This window comes from Streptomyces kunmingensis (assembly GCF_039533535.1).
Classification (GTDB): Bacteria; Actinomycetota; Actinomycetes; order Streptomycetales; family Streptomycetaceae; genus Streptomyces; species Streptomyces kunmingensis.
Genome location: NZ_BAAATS010000057.1, coordinates 59,593 through 77,134, shown reverse-complemented (window position 1 = coordinate 77,134; position 17,542 = coordinate 59,593). Strand labels below are relative to the sequence as shown.

General features: G+C 70.3%; 16 protein-coding genes and 1 pseudogene. 8 read left to right on the top strand and 9 right to left on the bottom strand.

All coding sequences use genetic code 11. The features are described from left to right. Positions 1 to 3: 3 nt before the first annotated feature. Positions 4 to 1,668: a threonine/serine exporter family protein gene (locus ABD366_RS40880; RefSeq protein WP_324770716.1), complete on the bottom strand. Its 1,665-nt coding sequence runs from the start codon at positions 1,666 to 1,668 to the stop codon at positions 4 to 6. 163 nt (positions 1,669 to 1,831) lie between these two features. After that, a complete protein-coding gene (locus tag ABD366_RS40875) occupies positions 1,832 to 2,323 on the bottom strand; it encodes an inorganic diphosphatase (protein ID WP_164303342.1) in 492 nt (163 codons plus the stop codon). An 86-nt stretch (positions 2,324 to 2,409) separates the two neighbouring features. Between ABD366_RS40875 and dacB the strand changes: the two genes are divergently transcribed. The 6 genes from dacB (at position 2,410) to folE (ending at position 9,916) form a co-directional block, all read left to right on the top strand. Then, entirely contained in the window at positions 2,410 to 3,912 is a 1,503-nt protein-coding gene (gene dacB, locus ABD366_RS40870; protein ID WP_324770717.1) for a D-alanyl-D-alanine carboxypeptidase/D-alanyl-D-alanine endopeptidase, read from the top strand. Positions 3,913 to 4,020: 108 nt separating this feature from the next. Beyond that, positions 4,021 to 5,166: a zinc-dependent metalloprotease gene (locus tag ABD366_RS40865; protein ID WP_324770718.1), complete on the top strand. Its 1,146-nt coding sequence runs from the start codon at positions 4,021 to 4,023 to the stop codon at positions 5,164 to 5,166. A 200-nt stretch (positions 5,167 to 5,366) separates the two neighbouring features. After that, entirely contained in the window at positions 5,367 to 6,374 is a 1,008-nt protein-coding gene (tilS, locus tag ABD366_RS40860) for a tRNA lysidine(34) synthetase TilS (RefSeq protein WP_324770719.1), read from the top strand. 54 nt (positions 6,375 to 6,428) lie between these two features. Next, the gene (hpt, locus tag ABD366_RS40855) at positions 6,429 to 6,989 is read left to right on the top strand and encodes a hypoxanthine phosphoribosyltransferase (protein ID WP_324770785.1); all 561 of its coding nucleotides are present in this window, start codon (positions 6,429 to 6,431) and stop codon (positions 6,987 to 6,989) included. Between the two features lie 194 nt (positions 6,990 to 7,183). Next, complete coding sequence (gene ftsH, locus ABD366_RS40850) at positions 7,184 to 9,199, top strand: ATP-dependent zinc metalloprotease FtsH (RefSeq protein ID WP_324770721.1); 2,016 nt, start codon at positions 7,184 to 7,186, stop codon at positions 9,197 to 9,199. A gap of 111 nt (positions 9,200 to 9,310) precedes the next feature. Next, complete coding sequence (folE, locus tag ABD366_RS40845; protein WP_324770722.1) at positions 9,311 to 9,916, top strand: GTP cyclohydrolase I FolE; 606 nt, start codon at positions 9,311 to 9,313, stop codon at positions 9,914 to 9,916. A gap of 158 nt (positions 9,917 to 10,074) precedes the next feature. On the opposite strand, the gene ABD366_RS40840 is transcribed toward folE, so the two are convergent. From ABD366_RS40840 to ABD366_RS40810, 7 genes and pseudogenes are all read right to left on the bottom strand, one after another. Further along, positions 10,075 to 10,560 (bottom strand): DUF3180 domain-containing protein, encoded by a 486-nt coding sequence (locus ABD366_RS40840; protein ID WP_324770724.1) that lies wholly within the window; start codon positions 10,558 to 10,560, stop codon positions 10,075 to 10,077. A 52-nt stretch (positions 10,561 to 10,612) separates the two neighbouring features. Further along, a complete protein-coding gene (gene folK / locus ABD366_RS40835) occupies positions 10,613 to 11,212 on the bottom strand; it encodes a 2-amino-4-hydroxy-6-hydroxymethyldihydropteridine diphosphokinase (RefSeq protein WP_324770726.1) in 600 nt (199 codons plus the stop codon). After that, positions 11,209 to 11,568, bottom strand: coding sequence for a dihydroneopterin aldolase (gene folB / locus ABD366_RS40830; RefSeq protein ID WP_324770727.1), 360 nt, complete (start codon positions 11,566 to 11,568; stop codon positions 11,209 to 11,211). Before folB ends, folK begins: the two co-directional genes overlap by 4 nt. Before the next feature lie 213 nt (positions 11,569 to 11,781). Beyond that, positions 11,782 to 12,273: a nuclear transport factor 2 family protein gene (locus tag ABD366_RS40825; RefSeq protein WP_411293756.1), complete on the bottom strand. Its 492-nt coding sequence runs from the start codon at positions 12,271 to 12,273 to the stop codon at positions 11,782 to 11,784. 53 nt (positions 12,274 to 12,326) lie between these two features. Beyond that, entirely contained in the window at positions 12,327 to 13,190 is an 864-nt protein-coding gene (gene folP / locus ABD366_RS40820; protein WP_324770729.1) for a dihydropteroate synthase, read from the bottom strand. Positions 13,191 to 13,505: 315 nt separating this feature from the next. Next, positions 13,506 to 14,541: pseudogene (locus ABD366_RS40815) on the bottom strand (phosphatidylglycerol lysyltransferase domain-containing protein); the annotation flags it as partial. 181 nt (positions 14,542 to 14,722) lie between these two features. After that, positions 14,723 to 15,898 (bottom strand): ABC transporter ATP-binding protein, encoded by a 1,176-nt coding sequence (locus tag ABD366_RS40810; RefSeq protein ID WP_324770731.1) that lies wholly within the window; start codon positions 15,896 to 15,898, stop codon positions 14,723 to 14,725. A 196-nt stretch (positions 15,899 to 16,094) separates the two neighbouring features. Here ABD366_RS40810 and ABD366_RS40805 point away from each other — a divergent pair, with 196 nt between their 5' ends. Both ABD366_RS40805 and ABD366_RS40800 read left to right on the top strand, forming a co-directional pair. Then, a complete protein-coding gene (locus ABD366_RS40805) occupies positions 16,095 to 16,832 on the top strand; it encodes an ABC transporter permease (RefSeq protein ID WP_324770732.1) in 738 nt (245 codons plus the stop codon). Further along, positions 16,829 to 17,497, top strand: coding sequence for an ABC transporter permease (locus ABD366_RS40800; protein ID WP_324770734.1), 669 nt, complete (start codon positions 16,829 to 16,831; stop codon positions 17,495 to 17,497). The genes ABD366_RS40805 and ABD366_RS40800 overlap by 4 nt, the downstream gene beginning before the upstream one ends. Positions 17,498 to 17,542 lie beyond the last annotated feature (45 nt).

Sequence of the window (17,542 nt, the reverse complement as noted above, 5' to 3'; positions counted from 1 at the left end):
ATTCTAGAAGCCGCGCGTCCGCTTGGCCGCGCGGCGGTTCTCCGCCCCGGGCGAGCGGATGAACAGGCGGGAGATCTCGCCACCCAGGTTCACCCCGATAGCGATGGCCATCGCGAGGGCCGCCGCCTTGGACAGCGAGACGAGCCCCTGGTTGACGTCGTTGTGGGCGATCGCGAGCAGCCCGAAGTACGTCGCCGAACCGGGGAGCAGCGGCCCGATCGCGGCCGTGACGTAGGGCAGCGCGGAGGCGAACCGGTACCGGGAGAACAACTGCCCGAACAGGCCGACGAGGCCGGCCGCCGCCGCCGTGGAGGCGACCGGTGAGATGTCGCCCGCGTAGTGCATCGCCCCGTAGACGATCCACGCCACACCCCCGTTGAGGGTCACCGCGAGCACCGTCGACCGCTCCTGCTGCAACAGCACGGCGAACGCCAGTGACAGCGCCATCGACGCGGCGATCTGCCAGTAGGGTCGCGAGACGGGGTTCAGCGCCGCCTCGGCGTTCAGCGGCGCGTGCAGCTGCACGGCGACGTACAGCATGATCAGCACGCCGATGACGATGCCGACGAAGAAGTACATGACCTCCAGGAGTCGCGCCGAGGCCGTGATGTAGAAGCCGGTCAGCCCGTCCTGTACGCCCGCCACGAGCGCCCGCCCCGGCAGCAGCGCGAACAGTCCACCGGTGATCACCGCGGACGCCTTCACGTCCACATGGGCGAGCGTGAGCACCAGGCCGATCGCCGCGGGCGGCATCGCGGCCACCGTGAACTGGTAGAACTCCGGGAATCCGCGCCCCGCGCACAGCCACGCGAGCCGGTCGCCCAGCATCGCGCCGACCGCCGCGGCGACGAACACCAGCAGATCACCGCCGACGAGGATCGAGGCGGAACCGGCGAGCAGCCCGTTCGCCCCCGTGAGCGCCCATCCGGGGTACGGGTGCCGGTTTCGGCGGATCTCCGCGAGCCGCCGGTACGCCTCCTCCAGCGTGACGTCGACCTCGTCGTCCTCGTCACTGATGTCGTCGACGAGCCGGAACACCGCGGCGAGCCGGTTGTAGTCGGTGCCGCGCCGGCGCACCGTGCGCGACGCCGTCACCGGGTCGTCGACGAGCGACGGCTGGAAGGTGATCGACAGCAGCGTGAACGTCACCGTCGGTTCGCACCGGTCGAGCCCGTAGGAGCGGCACACGGCGAACATCGCCGCCTCCACGTCCTCGGCGCCCTCTCCACCGGCGAGCAGCAGCTCCCCGATACGCAGCGTCAGGTCGAGCACGCGCGGCACGGCGGGCCCGGCGTCGTCCTGCTTCTGCGCCGGTTCGGGCGCGGGCCGCTCGGCGACCGGCATCCGCAGCATCGTGCGCATCCGGTCCTGCCAGGGCGCCTCCTTGGTCAGCTTGACCATGGGGATGCCGTGCGCCGGGGTGAACGCGGCCGGTGACTGGCGCGAGCTGTAGGTCTTCGGCGGAGTGAACGCGGACCCTTCGGCGTCGGCCGCCTCGGGCGCCTGCACGTTCAGCCCGTCGGGCAGCGAGAACTCCGAGGTGACCGAGGACTCCTCCTCCATCACCGGAGCCGCCGCGACCACCCCGATGGGCTGCGTGAACTGACTGCGGGCCTCGTCGGACTGCGGCTTGCGCTCCTCCGGGGCCTCGGTCTCCCGCTCCGTCACCTGTGTGGCACCTCTGTGGTCCTCGCCCTCGCACGTCTACGTACGTCCACTACGCACGTCTACGTAAGCGTCTGCCTCCCGTACGCCTCAGTATGCGCACGAATACGCGAACGGGCCGCGCAACCCCGGCAGGGGTCGTGCGGCCCGTACGTGAACGAGAGGGTCAGTGACCACCCTGGTCCTGAGCGCGCTTGTACGAACGCTCGATCTCGGCCTCGGCCTCCGTGCGGCCCACCCAGTCGGCGCCCTCGACGGACTTGCCGGGCTCCAGGTCCTTGTAGACCTCGAAGAAGTGCTGGATCTCCAGGCGGTCGAACTCGGAGACGTGGTGGATGTCGCGCAGGTGCTCCATCCGCGGGTCCGTCGCCGGGACGCACAGCAGCTTGTCGTCGCCGCCGGCCTCGTCCGTCATACGGAACATGCCGATGGCGCGGCACTTGATGAGGCAACCGGGGAAGGTCGGCTCGTCCAGGATGACCAGGGCGTCCAGCGGGTCGCCGTCCTCGCCCAGCGTGTTCTCGACGAAGCCGTAGTCCGTCGGGTAGGCGGTCGAGGTGAACAGACGACGGTCCAGACGGATCCGACCGGACTCGTGGTCGACCTCGTACTTGTTCCGCGATCCCTTCGGAATCTCGATCGTGACGTCGAACTCCACCGGTGGCTCCTCCATGATCAACACATACGACTGGTGGTTAAGTGTCCCTCACGCAGGTGTGTGATCGCGAAAGGGGCTGGTCCGCGGTGCCGGAGCTGAAGGCTTCGCAGCTCTTGACGAGTGCGGCGAAGACCGCTGCCACGTGGGTTGCGAGGAGCAGGACCAAACACGTCACGGCGGGCGCGACGGCGGTGGGTCTTGTCCTCACGGCCGTCGTGGTGGCCACGACCGGTCCCTGGGACGCTTCGGGTCAGCGTAAGGCCGAGGCGCACCGAGCGGCCTCCCAGGAGGCCGCAGGTGGCGCAGATCACGATGGCGCTCCCGGTACGCGACCAGGGGCGCCCGCCGCCGCGCCGCGCGCCCCCGCAGTCCTGGCCGCGCCCGGCGCGACGGTGCCCGCGCCCACCCGCGAGGCCCTGGCCGACGTACTGGACCCGCTCCTGAAGGACCCCTCGCTGGGGACGCGCCGCACGGCCGCGGTCGTCGACGCGGTCACCGGAGAGCGGCTGTACGGGAAGTCCGCGGGGGACGCCCTCACCCCGGCGTCCACGATCAAACTGGCCACGGCTGTGGCTGCCCTGACGGCGGCGGGCCCCGACCACCGCATCGCGACCCGCACGCGCCTGGAGAAGGACGCAGGGAAGCTCGTCCTCGTCGGCGGCGGCGACCCCACCCTGACGGCACGTCAGAAGAATCCTTACGGCGCCGCCAGCCTGCGCACTCTCGCCGACGAAACGGCCGCCTCCCTCAAGAAGAGCGGCACCACCGAGATCACCCTCGCCTACGACACCTCGCTCTACTCCGGGCCGAAGACCCACCCCATCGGCCCCAACGAGAACCTCGCCCAGGTCACCGCCCTGATGGCCGACGAAGGCCGCACCGACGACTCCAACAGCGGCCCGGCCCCGCGCGCCGCCGACCCGGCGGCGTCCGCGGCCCGGAAATTCGCGGACCTCCTGCACGACCACGGCATCAGGACCAAGGGCGGCGACCCGCAAGCGGGCAAGGCGTCCGGCAAGGCCGAGGACATCGCCAAGGTCGAATCACCGCCGCTGTCCGCCCTCGTCGAGCGCATGCTGACGCACAGCGACAACGACATCGCCGAGGCCCTCGCCCGGCAGACCGCCGTCGCCGCCGGCGAGAGCCACGACTTCGACGGCGCGGGCAAGGCCGTCCACCAGCAGCTCGGCACACTCCGCCTCCCGCTGGCCGGCACCCGCTTCGCCGACGGCAGCGGCCTCGACCGCACCGACAAAATCTCCGCCGACCTGCTCACCGGCCTGCTCGCCAAAGCCGCCGAACCCGGCCGCCCCGAACTGCGCGCCGTCCTCACCGGCCTGCCCGTCGCCGGCTTCACCGGCACCCTCAGCAGCCGCTACAGCGACGAGGCCGACGCCTCCGGCACCGGCCTCGTCCGCGCCAAGACCGGCACCCTCACCGGGGTCAACACCCTCGCGGGCTCCGTCGTCGACGCCGACGGACGGCTCCTCGTCTTCGCCTTCATGACCCAGGGCGCCCCCGGCCCCCAGACGGCCCAGGCGAGCCTCGACCGACTCGCCTCCTCCGTCGCCAACTGCGGCTGCCGCTGAACTCCGGTCTCCCTTAGGGGAGACCGGAGGCGACACCAGGGCCGAACTGGGGGCCGCGCTCGGGTTCAACCCCCTCCGTGTACGGGAGGGGTCACGTACCGTTGACGCATGACGAGCATCGGCGGCGCTGCCTCTTCAGGGATGGTCGACTGGAATATCGCGGTGGCCACCGCGACCCGACTCGTACGACCCGGCCCAGAGGTCAGCCGCGACGAGGCACGCGCCATCGTCGCGGAGCTGCGCCGGCACGCCAAGGCGTCCGAGGAGCACGTGCGCGCGTACACGCGCATGGCCACGGAGGACGTCCACGACACCCCCGTCCTCGTCGTGGACCGGCCCGGCTGGGTGAAGGCCAACGTCGAGGGCTTCCGCGAGATCCTCAAGCCCCTCCTCGACAAGATGCAGGAACGCAGGTCGGGACCGGGCGGCGCCATGCTCGGCGCGGTCGGCGGCAAGGTCACCGGCGTCGAACTCGGCATGCTCCTGTCGTTCATGTCCTCCCGCGTCCTCGGCCAGTACGAGACCTTCGCCCCCGCCTCCCGCGACCTCCCGGCCGCACCGAACGGCGGCGGCCGCCTCCTCCTCGTAGCGCCCAACATCGTCCACGTCGAGCGCGAACTCGACGTCGACCCGCACGACTTCCGGCTCTGGGTCTGCCTGCACGAAGAGACGCACCGCACCCAGTTCACGGCCGTGCCCTGGCTGCGCGACCACCTGGAGGGCGAGATCCAGTCGTTCCTCGCCGAGACCGAGGTCGACCCCTCGACCTTCCTGGAACGGATCAGGGAAGCCGCCCAGTCACTCGCCGGCGGCCGCCCCGAAGGCGAGGAGGACGACGGCGGACGCTCCCTCGTCGAACTCGTCCAGTCCCCGGCCCAGCGCGAGATCCTGGCCCGCCTCACCGCCGTCATGTCCCTGCTCGAAGGCCACGCGGACTACGTGATGGACGGCGTCGGCCCCGCGGTCGTGCCCACCGTCGGCGAGATCCGCGAGAAGTTCCAGCAGCGCAGGCAGAAGGGCGCCTCCCGGCTCGACATGGCCCTGCGCAAGCTCCTCGGCCTCGACGCCAAGCTGCGCCAGTACCGCGACGGCGAGCGGTTCGTCCGCGCCGTCGTCGACGAGGTCGGCATGGACGGCTTCAACCGCGTCTGGACCTCGCCCAACACCCTCCCGACCAAGGCGGAGATCGCCAAACCGGCGGACTGGGTCGCACGGGTGCACAACAGGGCAGACGGCGCTCACGACACCCCGTAGACCACGCCGGAATGCGCTCAGGATCACCCATCCGAGGGACCGTAGGCCGTGGGTAGGCGTGCGATGCTCAGGGAATGGCTCGGCTCTGTCACCATCGACACACTCTGCGTGACCGAATGCACCGGATCACCGTTGAGCGTTCGAGCCGATTCAATATCTGGCGCCCACCCCCCTAGACAACGGAATGAAGGGAACCGGACATGGGTCCCCATCCTGCGGTCGCGGCGATACGCCTGGCGGTCCGCCGCGTCCTCCACGACATCCTCAGCGCACACACCCAGCCCCCCACCGGCGAGCAGCCCCTCGTGCTGGTCGCCTGCTCGGGCGGCGCCGACTCCATGGCGCTCGCCTCGGCCCTCGCCTTCGAAGCGCCCAAGCTCGGCATCCGCGCCGGTGGCATCACCGTCGACCACGGTCTGCAGCCCGGCTCCGACAGCCGCGCCGAGGATGTCGTCCTGCGCCTGACCGCCCTCGGCCTCCGCCCCGTCGAGTCCGTCGCCGTCCACGTCGGCCGCACCGGCGGCCCCGAAGCCGCCGCCCGCGACGCCCGCTACGCCGCCCTCGACGCCGCGGCCGAGCGCCACGGCGCCGCCGGCGTCCTGCTCGGCCACACCCGAGACGACCAGGCCGAAACCGTCCTGCTCGGCCTCGCCCGCGGCTCCGGCATCCGCTCCCTGTCCGGCATGGCCGCCGTCTCGGGCGCCGCGGGCCGCTACCGGCGCCCCTTCCTCCAGCTCGACCGGCAGACCGCGCGCAAGGCCTGCCTCGTGCAGCACCTGCCCGTCTGGGACGACCCGCACAACACCGATCCGGCCTACACGCGCTCCAGACTTCGCCACGAAGGACTGCCCGCCCTGGAGAAGGCGCTCGGCAAGGGCGTCGTCGAGGCCCTCGCCCGTACAGCCCAGCTCTCCCGGGACGACGCCGACGCCCTGGACACCTGGGCCCAGCAGGCCGCCGCCTCCGTACGGGACACGGCCGGGCTCCTCGAGTGCGCCAAGCTCTACGCGCTGCCGCCCGCCGTGCGCCGCCGCATCCTGCGCCGGGCCGCGATCGAGGCCGGCGCCCCGGCCGGTGCGCTCTTCGCCCGCCACATCGAAGAGGTCGACCGCCTGATCACCGGATGGCGGGGCCAGGGAGAGATCAACCTCCCGGGCAAAGTCGTCGCCCAGCGGCAGGGTGGCAGACTGGTCATCCGGCAAGGCTGATGAGAGGCCACGTTCTCGGTGGGCTCTGAGTGGCCGGTGGGACGACCGAAAGTGATGCGGGTGGACGCGAAAGACATGGGCACCGACCTTCAGTCGGTGCTCATCACCAAGGAAGAGATCGACGCGAAGCTGGCAGAGCTGGCCGCGAAGATCGACGCGGAGTACGCGGGCAAGGACCTGCTGATCGTCGGAGTGCTCAAGGGCGCCGTCATGGTCATGGCGGACCTGGCCCGCGCTCTGGCCACCCCCGTCACGATGGACTGGATGGCGGTGTCCTCGTACGGCGCGGGCACCCAGTCGTCCGGCGTCGTGCGGATCCTCAAGGACCTCGACACCGACATCAAGGGCCGGCACGTCCTGATCGTCGAGGACATCATCGACTCCGGTCTGACGCTGTCCTGGCTGCTCACGAACCTCGGTTCGCGCGAGCCCGCCTCCCTCGAGGTGTGCACGCTGCTGCGCAAGCCCGATGCGGCCAAGGTCTCCATCGACGTGAAATGGGTCGGCTTCGACATCCCGAACGAGTTCGTGGTCGGGTACGGCCTGGACTACGCGGAGAAGTACCGGAACCTGCCGTTCGTCGGCACTCTCGCCCCGCACGTCTACGGCGGCTGAGTACGCGCCGGGCGGCCGGGAACCCTCACGGGGTCCCCGCCGTTGGACAGGCGAAGGCTCGTTTGTCGGTCGTCCCCTGCGGCGTCGGGTGACAATGCTGGGGTACCGTCCGAAGAACAGTTCTTCAAACAGCTTTAAACAGCCTTATCAAACTCACTATGGCAGGAGGGACGGGGCGTCATCGCTCCGTATGGATGGACGTGAAGCGATACTTCCGTGGGCCGGTCATGTGGATCGTGCTGGCCGTCCTTGCCGTGGTCGTGTTGATGCAGGTCGTCGGTTCGTCCGGCGGCTACAAGACGGTGGACACCGGCCAGGTCATTCAGGCCATCAACGACAACAAGGTGGAGTCGGCCAAGCTGACCACCGGTGACGACAACACCATCAAGGCCGAGCTGAAGGACGGCCAGAAGGTCGACGGCTCGAGCAAGATCCAGGCCAGTTACATCGGCGACCAGGGCGTCGAGGTGGCCAAGGTCCTGCAGGCCAAGTTCGAGGACAAGCAGATCTCCGACGGGTACACCGTCTCCCCGTCGAAGCAGAACCCCTTCGTGGGCATCCTGCTGACGCTGCTGCCCTTCGTCCTCATCGTGGTCGTCTTCCTGTTCCTGATGAATCAGATGCAGGGCGGCGGCTCCCGCGTCATGCAGTTCGGGAAGTCCAAGGCCAAGCTCATCACCAAGGACACCCCGAAGACGACGTTCGCCGACGTGGCGGGCTCGGACGAGGCGGTCGAGGAACTCCACGAGATCAAGGAGTTCCTGCAGGAGCCGGCCAAGTTCCAGGCCGTCGGCGCCAAAATCCCCAAGGGCGTGCTGCTCTACGGCCCGCCCGGTACCGGTAAGACGCTCCTCGCGCGCGCCGTCGCCGGTGAGGCCGGGGTCCCGTTCTACTCGATCTCCGGTTCCGACTTCGTCGAGATGTTCGTCGGTGTCGGTGCCTCCCGTGTCCGCGACCTCTTCGAGCAGGCCAAGGCGAACGCTCCGGCGATCGTCTTCGTCGACGAGATCGACGCGGTCGGCCGCCACCGCGGCGCCGGCCTCGGCGGCGGTCACGACGAGCGCGAGCAGACGCTGAACCAGCTGCTCGTCGAGATGGACGGCTTCGACGTGAAGGGCGGCGTCATCCTGATCGCCGCCACGAACCGGCCGGACATCCTCGACCCGGCGCTGCTGCGTCCCGGCCGCTTCGACCGGCAGATCGCGGTCGACCGCCCGGACATGCAGGGCCGTCTGGAGATCCTCAAGGTTCACCAGAAGGGCAAGCCCGTCGCGCCCGACGTCGACCTGTCGGCCGTCGCGCGCCGCACCCCGGGCTTCACGGGCGCCGACCTGGCGAACGTGCTGAACGAGGCCGCGCTGCTCACGGCCCGCTCGGACAAGAAGCTGGTCGACAACCTGTCGCTCGACGAGGCGATCGACCGTGTGGTCGCGGGCCCGCAGAAGCGGACCCGGATCATGTCGGACAAGGAGAAGAAGATCACCGCGTACCACGAGGGCGGACACGCCCTGGTCGCGGCGGCCTCACCGAACTCCGACCCGGTCCACAAGATCACGATCCTCTCCCGGGGCCGTGCTCTCGGCTACACGATGGTGCTGCCGGACGAGGACAAGTACTCGACCACGCGCAACGAGATGCTCGACCAGCTCGCCTACATGCTGGGCGGCCGCGCGGCCGAGGAGCTCGTCTTCCACGACCCGACGACGGGTGCCGCGAACGACATCGAGAAGGCCACCGGTACGGCCCGCGCGATGGTCACGCAGTACGGCATGACCGAGCGGCTCGGCGCGATCAAGTTCGGCGGTGACAACAGCGAGCCCTTCCTGGGCCGTGAGATGGGTCACCAGCGCGACTACTCGGAAGAGGTCGCCGCGCTCGTCGACGAAGAGGTCAAGAAGCTCATCGAGACCGCGCACAACGAGGCCTGGGAGATCCTGGTCGAGAACCGCGACGTCCTCGACAACCTCGTCCTCGCGCTGCTCGAGAAGGAGACGCTGAACAAGGAGCAGATCGCCGAGATCTTCGCCCCGATCGTGAAGCGTCCGGCCCGCCCCGCGTGGACCGGCTCCACCCGCCGCACCCCCTCGACCCGCCCGCCGGTGCTCTCCCCCAGGGAGCTGTCACTGACGAACGGGGCGAACGGGTCGACGCCCGCCATCGAGACCACCACCCCGGTGGACACGGTGAAGGAAGAGCGCCCCGAGAGCTGACCGAAGCCTTCACAAGGCCCGGAATGCATGCCGCGTCCCCCACGCTTTACGGTGTGGGGGACGCGGCTCTTTGTGCTGCCGCGCCGGTACATACGAGGAAGAGGCACCACAATGACCGACCCGGTGACGCTGGACGGCGAGGGCTCGATCGGCGAGTTCGACGAGAAGCGGGCCGAGAACGCCGTGCGCGAGCTGCTCATCGCGGTCGGTGAGGACCCGGACCGCGAGGGCCTGCGGGAGACCCCGGGACGGGTCGCTCGGGCGTACAAGGAGATATTCGCGGGCCTGTGGCAGAAGCCCGAGGATGTCCTGACGACGACGTTCGATCTGGGCCATGACGAGATGGTCCTGGTGAAGGACATCGAGGTCCAGTCGAGCTGTGAGCACCATCTGGTCCCGTTCGTCGGCGTCGCGCACGTCGGCTATATTCCGTCGTCCGACGGCAAGATCACGGGGCTGTCGAAGCTGGCCCGGCTCGTCGATGTCTTCGCCCGTCGCCCGCAGGTCCAGGAGCGTCTGACTACGCAGATCGCGGACTCCCTGATGGAGATCCTGGAGCCGCGGGGCGTCATTGTGGTCGTGGAGTGCGAGCACATGTGTATGACGATGCGGGGCGTGCGTAAGCAAGGGGCCAAGACGATTACGTCGGCTGTGCGGGGGCAGTTGCGGGATCCGGCTACTCGGGCCGAGGCGATGAGCTTGATCATTGGGCGTTGACGCCGTCGGGGCCCCCGTCGGAGGGCGCTGAGGCGCGGGGGCGCTGGGGCTGAGGGCGCGGGGCTCTGCCCCGGACCCCGCTCCTCAATCGCCGGAGGGGCTTGGTTGGGTCAGATGGCCGGGGCTTGATTGGGTCGGGCGGCCGGGGCTTGAGGGGGTCAGGCGGCTGGGGCTGCTGTGCCCTCGGTGTCTTCGTCTTCCGGGAGTTTGCAGACGCGCTCCAGGAAGAGTGCGGCCGCTATCACCGCGATGCCGGCGAGGACCGAGAACCCGGCGTAGATCGCCTGATCGCGCCGGGCCGGGATGTCCAGGGACTCGAGCAGGAACGCACCGGTCCCGCCGTACATCCCGGAGACCAGCGCGGAGACCAGCGCACTGGCCTGCCCGAAGACGAGCGCTCTCGCGGCCATCATCGGGTCGACACCCTTGGCCCCGGGGCGGCGCTCGCGCTGGGCGCGGAGCCGGGAGCGGATGGACAGGGCCGTCGCGAGCAGCACCGCGGCGATCACCGCCAGCACGATCGGCGCGGCCGGTGGGACCCGCGGCAGCGTGCCGACCGAGTCCCACAGCCGGGCGCCGGCCCAGGACAGCACCCCGGCGGCCAGGAAGAGGCCGGCCAGAGTCCTGATGCGCAGTTGCTTCATCCCCGTTGGTCGCCCCTCATGTGTTTTCGCTCTGCCCGCTAGACCCTAACGATTACTCGGGCAGCCGAAGTTCCAGGTCGCCGCGGGGCGCCACTCCGTCGCGGGTCAGGGCGGTGAGCAGCTCGGCGACGGTACCGCGGCCGGTCAGCCGGGCGTCCGGCTCCACGTCGTGCCAGGGTGCCAGCACGAAGGCCCGCTCGTGGGCCCGCGGGTGGGGCAGCGTGAGCGTCGGGTCGTCCGAGACGACATCGGCGTACGCGACGATGTCGACGTCGAGGGTGCGCGGGCCCCAGCGCTCGTCCCGTACGCGGTGGAAGGCCTCCTCGACGGCGTGGGCCCGCTCCAGGAGCGAGGCGGGCGGGAGTGTCGTCTTCAGAAGCACCACCGCATTGAAGTACGAGGGCTGGCTGCCGGGCTCGACGCCCCAGGGCTCCGTCTCGTACACCGGGGAGACGGCTTTGACGCGGACACCGGGAGTGTCCTCCAGGGCGTCGATGGCGCCCTGGAGCGTCTCCAGGCGGTTGCCCAGGTTCGCGCCCAGGGAGAGCACGGCGCGGTGGGGGTTGGAGAGCGTGGTGTCGGCGGCATCCACCTGCTCCACCACGGAGGTCGGAACCGGCTGGACGGTCGGGTCGAACTGAGTCTGGTTCATACTCGGCTCCGGGTGATGGTGACGGTCACATCGTCGAAGGGCACGGTGATCGGCGCGTCCGGCTTGTGGACGCAGACCTCGACCTCCAGTACCCCCTCGTGCTTCAGGCAGGTCTGGGCGATGCGCTCGGAGAGCGTCTCGATGAGGTCGACCGGCTCGCCTTCGACGACGGCCACGACCTCCTCCGCCACGATGCCGTAGTGCACGGTCTTCGCCAGGTCGTCATCGGCCGCCGCCGCCCGGGTGTCCAGTCCGAGCACCAGGTCCACGATGAAGGTCTGGCCTTCCTCGCGCTCCTTGGGGAAGACGCCATGGTGCCCGCGGGCCTTGAGGCCGCGCAGCGCGACACGATCCACGCGAATCACTCCTGCAGTCGTCGGTAGGGGCCGCTCCCGTCGATGTGCGGTTCGACGCGACGGCCTCGATCGAATCTACCTGCGAGCACTGACAGCGCTCGCTCGCGGGGGCTGTGGACAGACCGGCCCCGGCTGGTAGCCGCCCATACCCAGGGCGCCGGGGACGCAACCCGACCGCTGGGACTTCCGGCCCCTTCCGGGGCGTTTACCCACTCAGGCGAGTGGCCCGTCGTCCTCGGTGTTGTCGGGGAGGTCGGCGATCCCGGCGTCGTCGGCGGTGTCGGACTCGTCGTCCGCGTCCGCGAGCACCGGCGAGGCGTGGTGCGACCACAGCTTCCAGCCCTCGCGAGTGCGCCGGAACACGTTCGTGGCGACGACGCGCTGGCCGACCAGGGGGCCGAGCTCGTCGCCGTCCTCCGGGGCGGGACCCCCGCTGAGGATGTTCTCGGTGCAGGTCACCAGGGCGGTGTCGGCGACGACGCTGATCCGCACATCGGTCAGGAAGAACTGGATGTACTCCGTGTTCGCCATGATCAGCGCGTACGAGCGCAGCACCTCGCCGCGGCCGGTCAGCGCCGGCCAGCCGGGGTGCACGCAGCTGATCGACGTGTCCTCGGCGTCGTCGGGATCCGCGTCCTCGGCATAGGCGACGTCCTCGGGAGCCAGCCACAGGGACGTCAGTTCCTCGAAGTCGCCGCGCTCCATGGCCTCGTAGTAGGCGCGGTTGGCGTCGTCGACGGCCTGGGTGTCGGTGCTGGTCACAGAGCTCCTTCGACGGCACGGGCCACGCGGACCGCGTCGGCGGTGGCCCGCACCTCGTGGACGCGCACCGCCCAGGCGCCGGCGTGCGCGGCGATCGCGGAGACGGCGGCGGTGGCGGCGTCACGCTCGCGCGCGGGCGGCGGGGCGCCCTCCTCGTCGGCCAGGACGTGGCCGAGGAACCGCTTGCGGGAGGCCGCGACCAGGAGGGGGTGGCCCAGCGCGCGGAGTTCCGGGAGGTGGGCGAGGAGGGCGAGGTCGTGCCCGGGCTCCTTGGAGAAGCCGAGGCCCGGGTCGACGACGATGTGGTCGGGGGCGACACCGCCCTCGATGATGGCCTCCACGCGCGCGTGCAGCTCACCGACGACTTCGGAGACGACGTCCTCGTACGAGCCCCGTACGGTGGCGCCCTCCAGGAAGCCGCGCCAGTGCATCACCACGAAGGGGGCGCCCGCGGCGGCGACGACCGGGACCATCGCCGGGTCCGCAAGGCCACCGCTGACGTCGTTGACCAGGGACGCTCCCGCCGCGAGGGACTGTTCGGCGACGCAGGCGCGCATGGTGTCGACCGAGACGGTGATGCCTTCGGCGGCGAGTCCGCGGACGACGGGGATGACGCGCTTGAGCTCCTCGTCCTCGTCGACGCGGGTGGCGCCCGGGCGGGTGGACTCACCGCCGACGTCCACGAGGTCGGCGCCCTGGGCGACCAGGTCCAGGCCGTGCTTGATCGCGGCGGTGGTGTCAAACCAGCGTCCCCCGTCGGAGAAGGAGTCGGGCGTCACATTGACGACACCCATGACCGCGCAGCGGTCCCAGACGGGGAGGCGGGCTACGTGGCCGCGGTGGACCTGCGACGTGCTCATGGCTTCCAGCCTAGAGCCGGTCCGGGGGTGCTTGGGCCGGTGCGGTCGGCGCCTGTACCGGTGCGGGCACTGCGCGGGACGGTGCGGGCACTGCTCGGGCCGGTGCTGGCATTGTTTGAGCCGGTGCTGGCATCGCCTGGGCCGGTGCGGGTGGTGCCTGTGCCGGTGCGGGTGGTGCCTGCTTTGTCGGGGCTGTCGAGCGGATCGTGCCGTGGGCGGCGCGTATCCGCCGTCCGGCCTCGGCACGCGCGCGTGCCGAGAGGAACACGGCGTAGCCGAGCGAGAGGCGGGTGATGCCGGGCTTCGGTGCGGCGTGGAGCGGGGCCAGTCCGGTCTCGCGGGTCCAGACCTCGCCGCCGGTCTCGGAGCAGCCCATGACGGCCGGCGTCCAGGAGTGGGCCCGCGCCTCGTCCATGAAGCGCTCGATGGCGCCGGGCCACGCCTCCACGTCGCCGACGGGGTCACCGCCGGCGAGCATCACCCCGGAGACGACGCGGTAGCAGACGGCCGCCTTGCCGCTGGGTGAGAAGACCACGCCCTTGTCCCGGCGCAAAGGGAAGGACCCCACGGAGTCGAGGGTGCCGTGCTTCTTCAGTAGGGCGCGCAGTTTCGTCTCGTCGTCCTCGGTGAGATGCGCGGCCGGGCGGTCGGGGCGGAACGCGAGAAAGACCGTGGTGAGGGTGGTGAGCACGCCGAGCGCGCCGAGCGAGAAGGAGACCGTGCCGGCCGCGCGTCCCGTGTAGTCGAGGGGCCCGGTGACGCCGAAGAGGCCGTACAGGACGTGCTCCAGACGCTCGGCGAGGCTGGGGTCACCGACGAGCCGGCCGGAGTGGGCGCTGACGACGGCGAGGCCGAGCAGGATCGAACCGGCGCCCATGAGCACGAAGTTGGCCGGGGCGCGCCTGAGGCCGCGCGGGTCGGAAAGGGCGTCGAACCGGTCGCGGTGCTTGGCGAGCAGCCACAGGAACAGCAGCGGGACGACGACCCCGACGACCGAGTGCCGGTACGTGAACTGTGCGGCGGCGCCGAGCGGCAGCAGCACCACGGCCGCGCGCCAGGACGGCCGCGTACGGTGCCGCAGGCCGTGCGCGAGCAGGAGCAGCAGGACGCCGCTGCCGAGCGTGAGAGCCGCGGCGACCGGCCCCAGCGTGCCCGGCAGCCTCTCGGTGACGGAGTGCATCCGGCTGTGCCTGAGCGGAGGCAGGACGCCGGCCGCGACGTCCAGGAGTCCGACCCAGACGCACGCCCGCGCGGCCAGGGCCGGCACGGACTCCGGGCGGGGGCCGCGCAGCATGCGCTTCACCCGGCGCGGAACACCCCACGAGCTTCCCGCATCCATCCTGACGAACATCGCATTCCCGTAGTTCCGCAAGAAACGTGAACGCGGGGCCAAATGCGGCATCCGCGACTTGCGCCCTCTAGGACGGGTCGAGGCGGAAGCGGGTTCATCCGGAGCAACGCCTACTTCTGAGCGTCTACTTCAGAGCGGCTGCTTCAGGCACCTACTTCACAGCGCCTACTTACGAAAGCGCCTACTTACGAAGGGGTGTCACCGTCTCCAGTTCGACCTCCGCGCGCGGGATGGCCCGGGCGTCCGCGGCCGTGGAGCGGCGTAGCGCCTCGTGCAGCCTGGCCGGGGTCAGGACGCCGAGGAAGCGGCCCTCCGAGCGTGCGTCGATGACGGCGATCCACCCCGCGTCGTGCTGGAGCATGGTCGCGAACGCCTGCTTGAGCGAGGCGCCGACTGGCAGCCAGGCCTCCATGCGGCGCGCGTGGTCCCGTACGGTGTCGCCCTTCGCGCCGCCTTCTGCCGCGGCCGCGCGCGTGTGCTCGGCGGAGATCCAGCCGTGCAGGTTGTTGTCGTGGTCCAGGACGACGGCCCAGCGGGCGTCGAGGTCCGTGGGCAGCGGGTCGTCCAGGTGGACGACGGGCGGCTGCTCCAGGTCGCCCTCCTCGATGGGCGTCACGGACAGCCGCTTGAGGCCCCGGTCGGCGCCGACGAAATCGGCGACGTACGGGGTGGCGGGAGCGCCCAGGACGGCCGAGGGGGTGTCGAACTGCTCGATGCTGCCCTGTCCGTACACGGCGATGCGGTCGCCGAGGCGGACGGCCTCCTCGATGTCGTGCGTGACGAACAGGACCGTCTTGCCGAGCGTCTGCTGAAGCCGCAGGAACTCCGTCTGGAGATGGTCGCGCACCACCGGGTCGACCGCGCCGAACGGCTCGTCCATCAGCAGCACCGGCGGATCGGCCGCCAAGGCCCGGGCGACGCCCACGCGTTGCCGCTGGCCGCCGGAGAGCTGGTCGGGATAGCGGTCGCCGAACGTGCCGGGGTCCAGGCCCACCAGATCGAGCAGTTCGGCGGCGCGCTCGCGGGCCTTGGCGCGCTTGACGCCGAGCAGGTGCGGCACGGTCGCGGTGTTGTCCAGCACCGTCTTGTGCGGGAAGAGGCCCACCTGCTGAATGACGTATCCGATCCGGCGCCGCAACTGGACCGGGTCGATGGCGGATATGTCGTCGCCGTCGAGGAATATCCGGCCTTCAGTGGGTTCGATGAGCCGGTTCACCATCTTCATCGTCGTGGTCTTGCCGCAGCCCGACGGGCCCACGAGCGTGACCAGCTCGCCCTCGTTCACCTCGAAGGACAGGTCGTCGACGGCAGTGGTGCCGTCCGCGTACCGCTTGCTGACGTGCTCGAACCGGATCATGAGACCTCATTCTGCCGGGCCGGGGCCGTGTGCGGCACGTCCCGGCAAGGCAGTCATGTGAAGGGAATGTTGCGGGGAGGGGGCGGGTCTCGGCCATTGTCAGTGGTGGCCGCTAGGGTCGTCGACAGTCAGAAAACGTGCGTGCGCAGGTGCGGACGACTGACATACGTTCGGGGGACCGGGGGAGGTGGGCGGGGTGAGCGAACAGAACTGCCTGGTGGCCAATGACTGGGTGTGCGGGGAGTATCTGCGCACCCGCAGCCAGGAATTGGTCGACGCGACCGTCCAGCACCTGGGAATCACCGTGGCGTCGGTGGTGATCGGCATCCTGATCGCCTTCCCGCTCGCGCTGCTCGCCCGGCACAAGCGTGCTTTCGCGGGGCCGGTGCTCGGTCTGACGACCGTCTTCTACTCGATTCCCTCGCTGGCGATGTTCTCGCTGCTGCTGCCCCTTTTCGGGCTTTCGATCTCGTTGGTGGTCACCGGGCTCGTCCTGTATTCGCTGACGATTCTCGTGCGCAACATATTGGCGGGACTGCAGTCCGTGCCCGAGGAGGCCAGAGAGGCCGCGCGCGGTATGGGGTACGGGCCGCTGCGGTTGCTGTGGGAGGTCGAACTGCCGCTGGCGCTGCCCGCGTTGCTGGCCGGCGTGCGGATCGCCACGGTCTCGACGGTGGCGCTGACGACGGTCGGCGCGATCGTCGACTACGGCGGCCTCGGCACGCTGATCCTCGACGGCCTCGACAGCGACTTCAAGGCCCAGGTGCTGACCGCCTCGGTGCTGTGTGTGGTGCTCGCGATCCTCGCGGACCTGCTGCTGCTCGGCGTACAGCGGTGGCTGACCCCGTGGACACGGGTGAGAGCCGGACGCTCTTCGCGCGGGTCACGAATACGTAGGAGCGCGGCCGCTGCGGAGCCGGAGAAGGTGGCATGAACGCGATATCGGGGGCCTACGACTGGCTGAGCACGGGCGCCAACTGGCAGGGCGAGAAGGGGGTGTGGCACCGCCTGGCCGAGCATCTGTACTTCAGTGGTGTCGCGCTCGGTGTCGCCTGTCTGATCGCGCTGCCGCTCGCCCTGTGGCTCGGGCACATCGGCAAGGGCGGCGCCCTCGCGATCAACGTGTCGAACGTGGGGCGCGCGGTGCCGACCCTGGCCGTCCTCGTCCTGCTGACCCTGACCCCGCTCGGCCGCCACGGTGACGTGCCGACGCTGATCGCGCTGGTGCTGTTCGCGGTGCCGCCGCTGCTGACGAACGCGTACGTCGGTATGCGAGAGGTCGACCGTTCGGTGGTGGAGGCCGCGCGCGGCATGGGTATGAGCGGCCGCCAGGTCTTCGCCCGGGTCGAGCTGCCGTTGGCGTATCCGCTGGTGATGACCGGTCTGCGGTCGGCGGCGGTGCAGGTGATCGCGACGGCGACGCTGGCCGCGATGGCGGGTGAGGGCGGGCTCGGGCGGATCATCACAGCCGGGTTCAACCTTCAGGACACGCCGCAGGTGGTCGCCGGGGCCGTGCTCGTGGCCGCGCTCGCGCTGCTGGTGGAGGGCGTGTTCGTCGGGGTGGGGCGGGTGCTCGACCCCATGCGGGGCCGGGCGTGACGGCGGTGTGCGGCGTGAGGTTCTGGCAGTGCGACCGACCAGTCG

What these genes read in the sequence shown, in the direction of transcription:
- ABD366_RS40865 (WP_324770718.1), top strand. Translation starts at nt 4,021, where the DNA reads ATGACGAGCATCGGCGGCGCTGCCTCTTCAGGGATGGTCGACTGGAAT.
- tilS (WP_324770719.1), top strand. Translation starts at nt 5,367, where the DNA reads ATGGGTCCCCATCCTGCGGTCGCGGCGATACGCCTGGCGGTCCGCCGC.
- hpt (WP_324770785.1), top strand. Translation starts at nt 6,429, where the DNA reads ATGCGGGTGGACGCGAAAGACATGGGCACCGACCTTCAGTCGGTGCTC.
- folK (WP_324770726.1), bottom strand. Translation starts at nt 11,212, where the DNA reads ATGAACCAGACTCAGTTCGACCCGACCGTCCAGCCGGTTCCGACCTCC.
- ABD366_RS40800 (WP_324770734.1), top strand. Translation starts at nt 16,829, where the DNA reads ATGAACGCGATATCGGGGGCCTACGACTGGCTGAGCACGGGCGCCAAC.
- ABD366_RS40825 (WP_411293756.1), bottom strand. Translation starts at nt 12,273, where the DNA reads ATGGAGCGCGGCGACTTCGAGGAACTGACGTCCCTGTGGCTGGCTCCC.
- ABD366_RS40810 (WP_324770731.1), bottom strand. Translation starts at nt 15,898, where the DNA reads ATGATCCGGTTCGAGCACGTCAGCAAGCGGTACGCGGACGGCACCACT.
- ftsH (WP_324770721.1), top strand. Translation starts at nt 7,184, where the DNA reads ATGGACGTGAAGCGATACTTCCGTGGGCCGGTCATGTGGATCGTGCTG.
- folE (WP_324770722.1), top strand. Translation starts at nt 9,311, where the DNA reads ATGACCGACCCGGTGACGCTGGACGGCGAGGGCTCGATCGGCGAGTTC.
- ABD366_RS40840 (WP_324770724.1), bottom strand. Translation starts at nt 10,560, where the DNA reads ATGAAGCAACTGCGCATCAGGACTCTGGCCGGCCTCTTCCTGGCCGCC.
- folP (WP_324770729.1), bottom strand. Translation starts at nt 13,190, where the DNA reads ATGAGCACGTCGCAGGTCCACCGCGGCCACGTAGCCCGCCTCCCCGTC.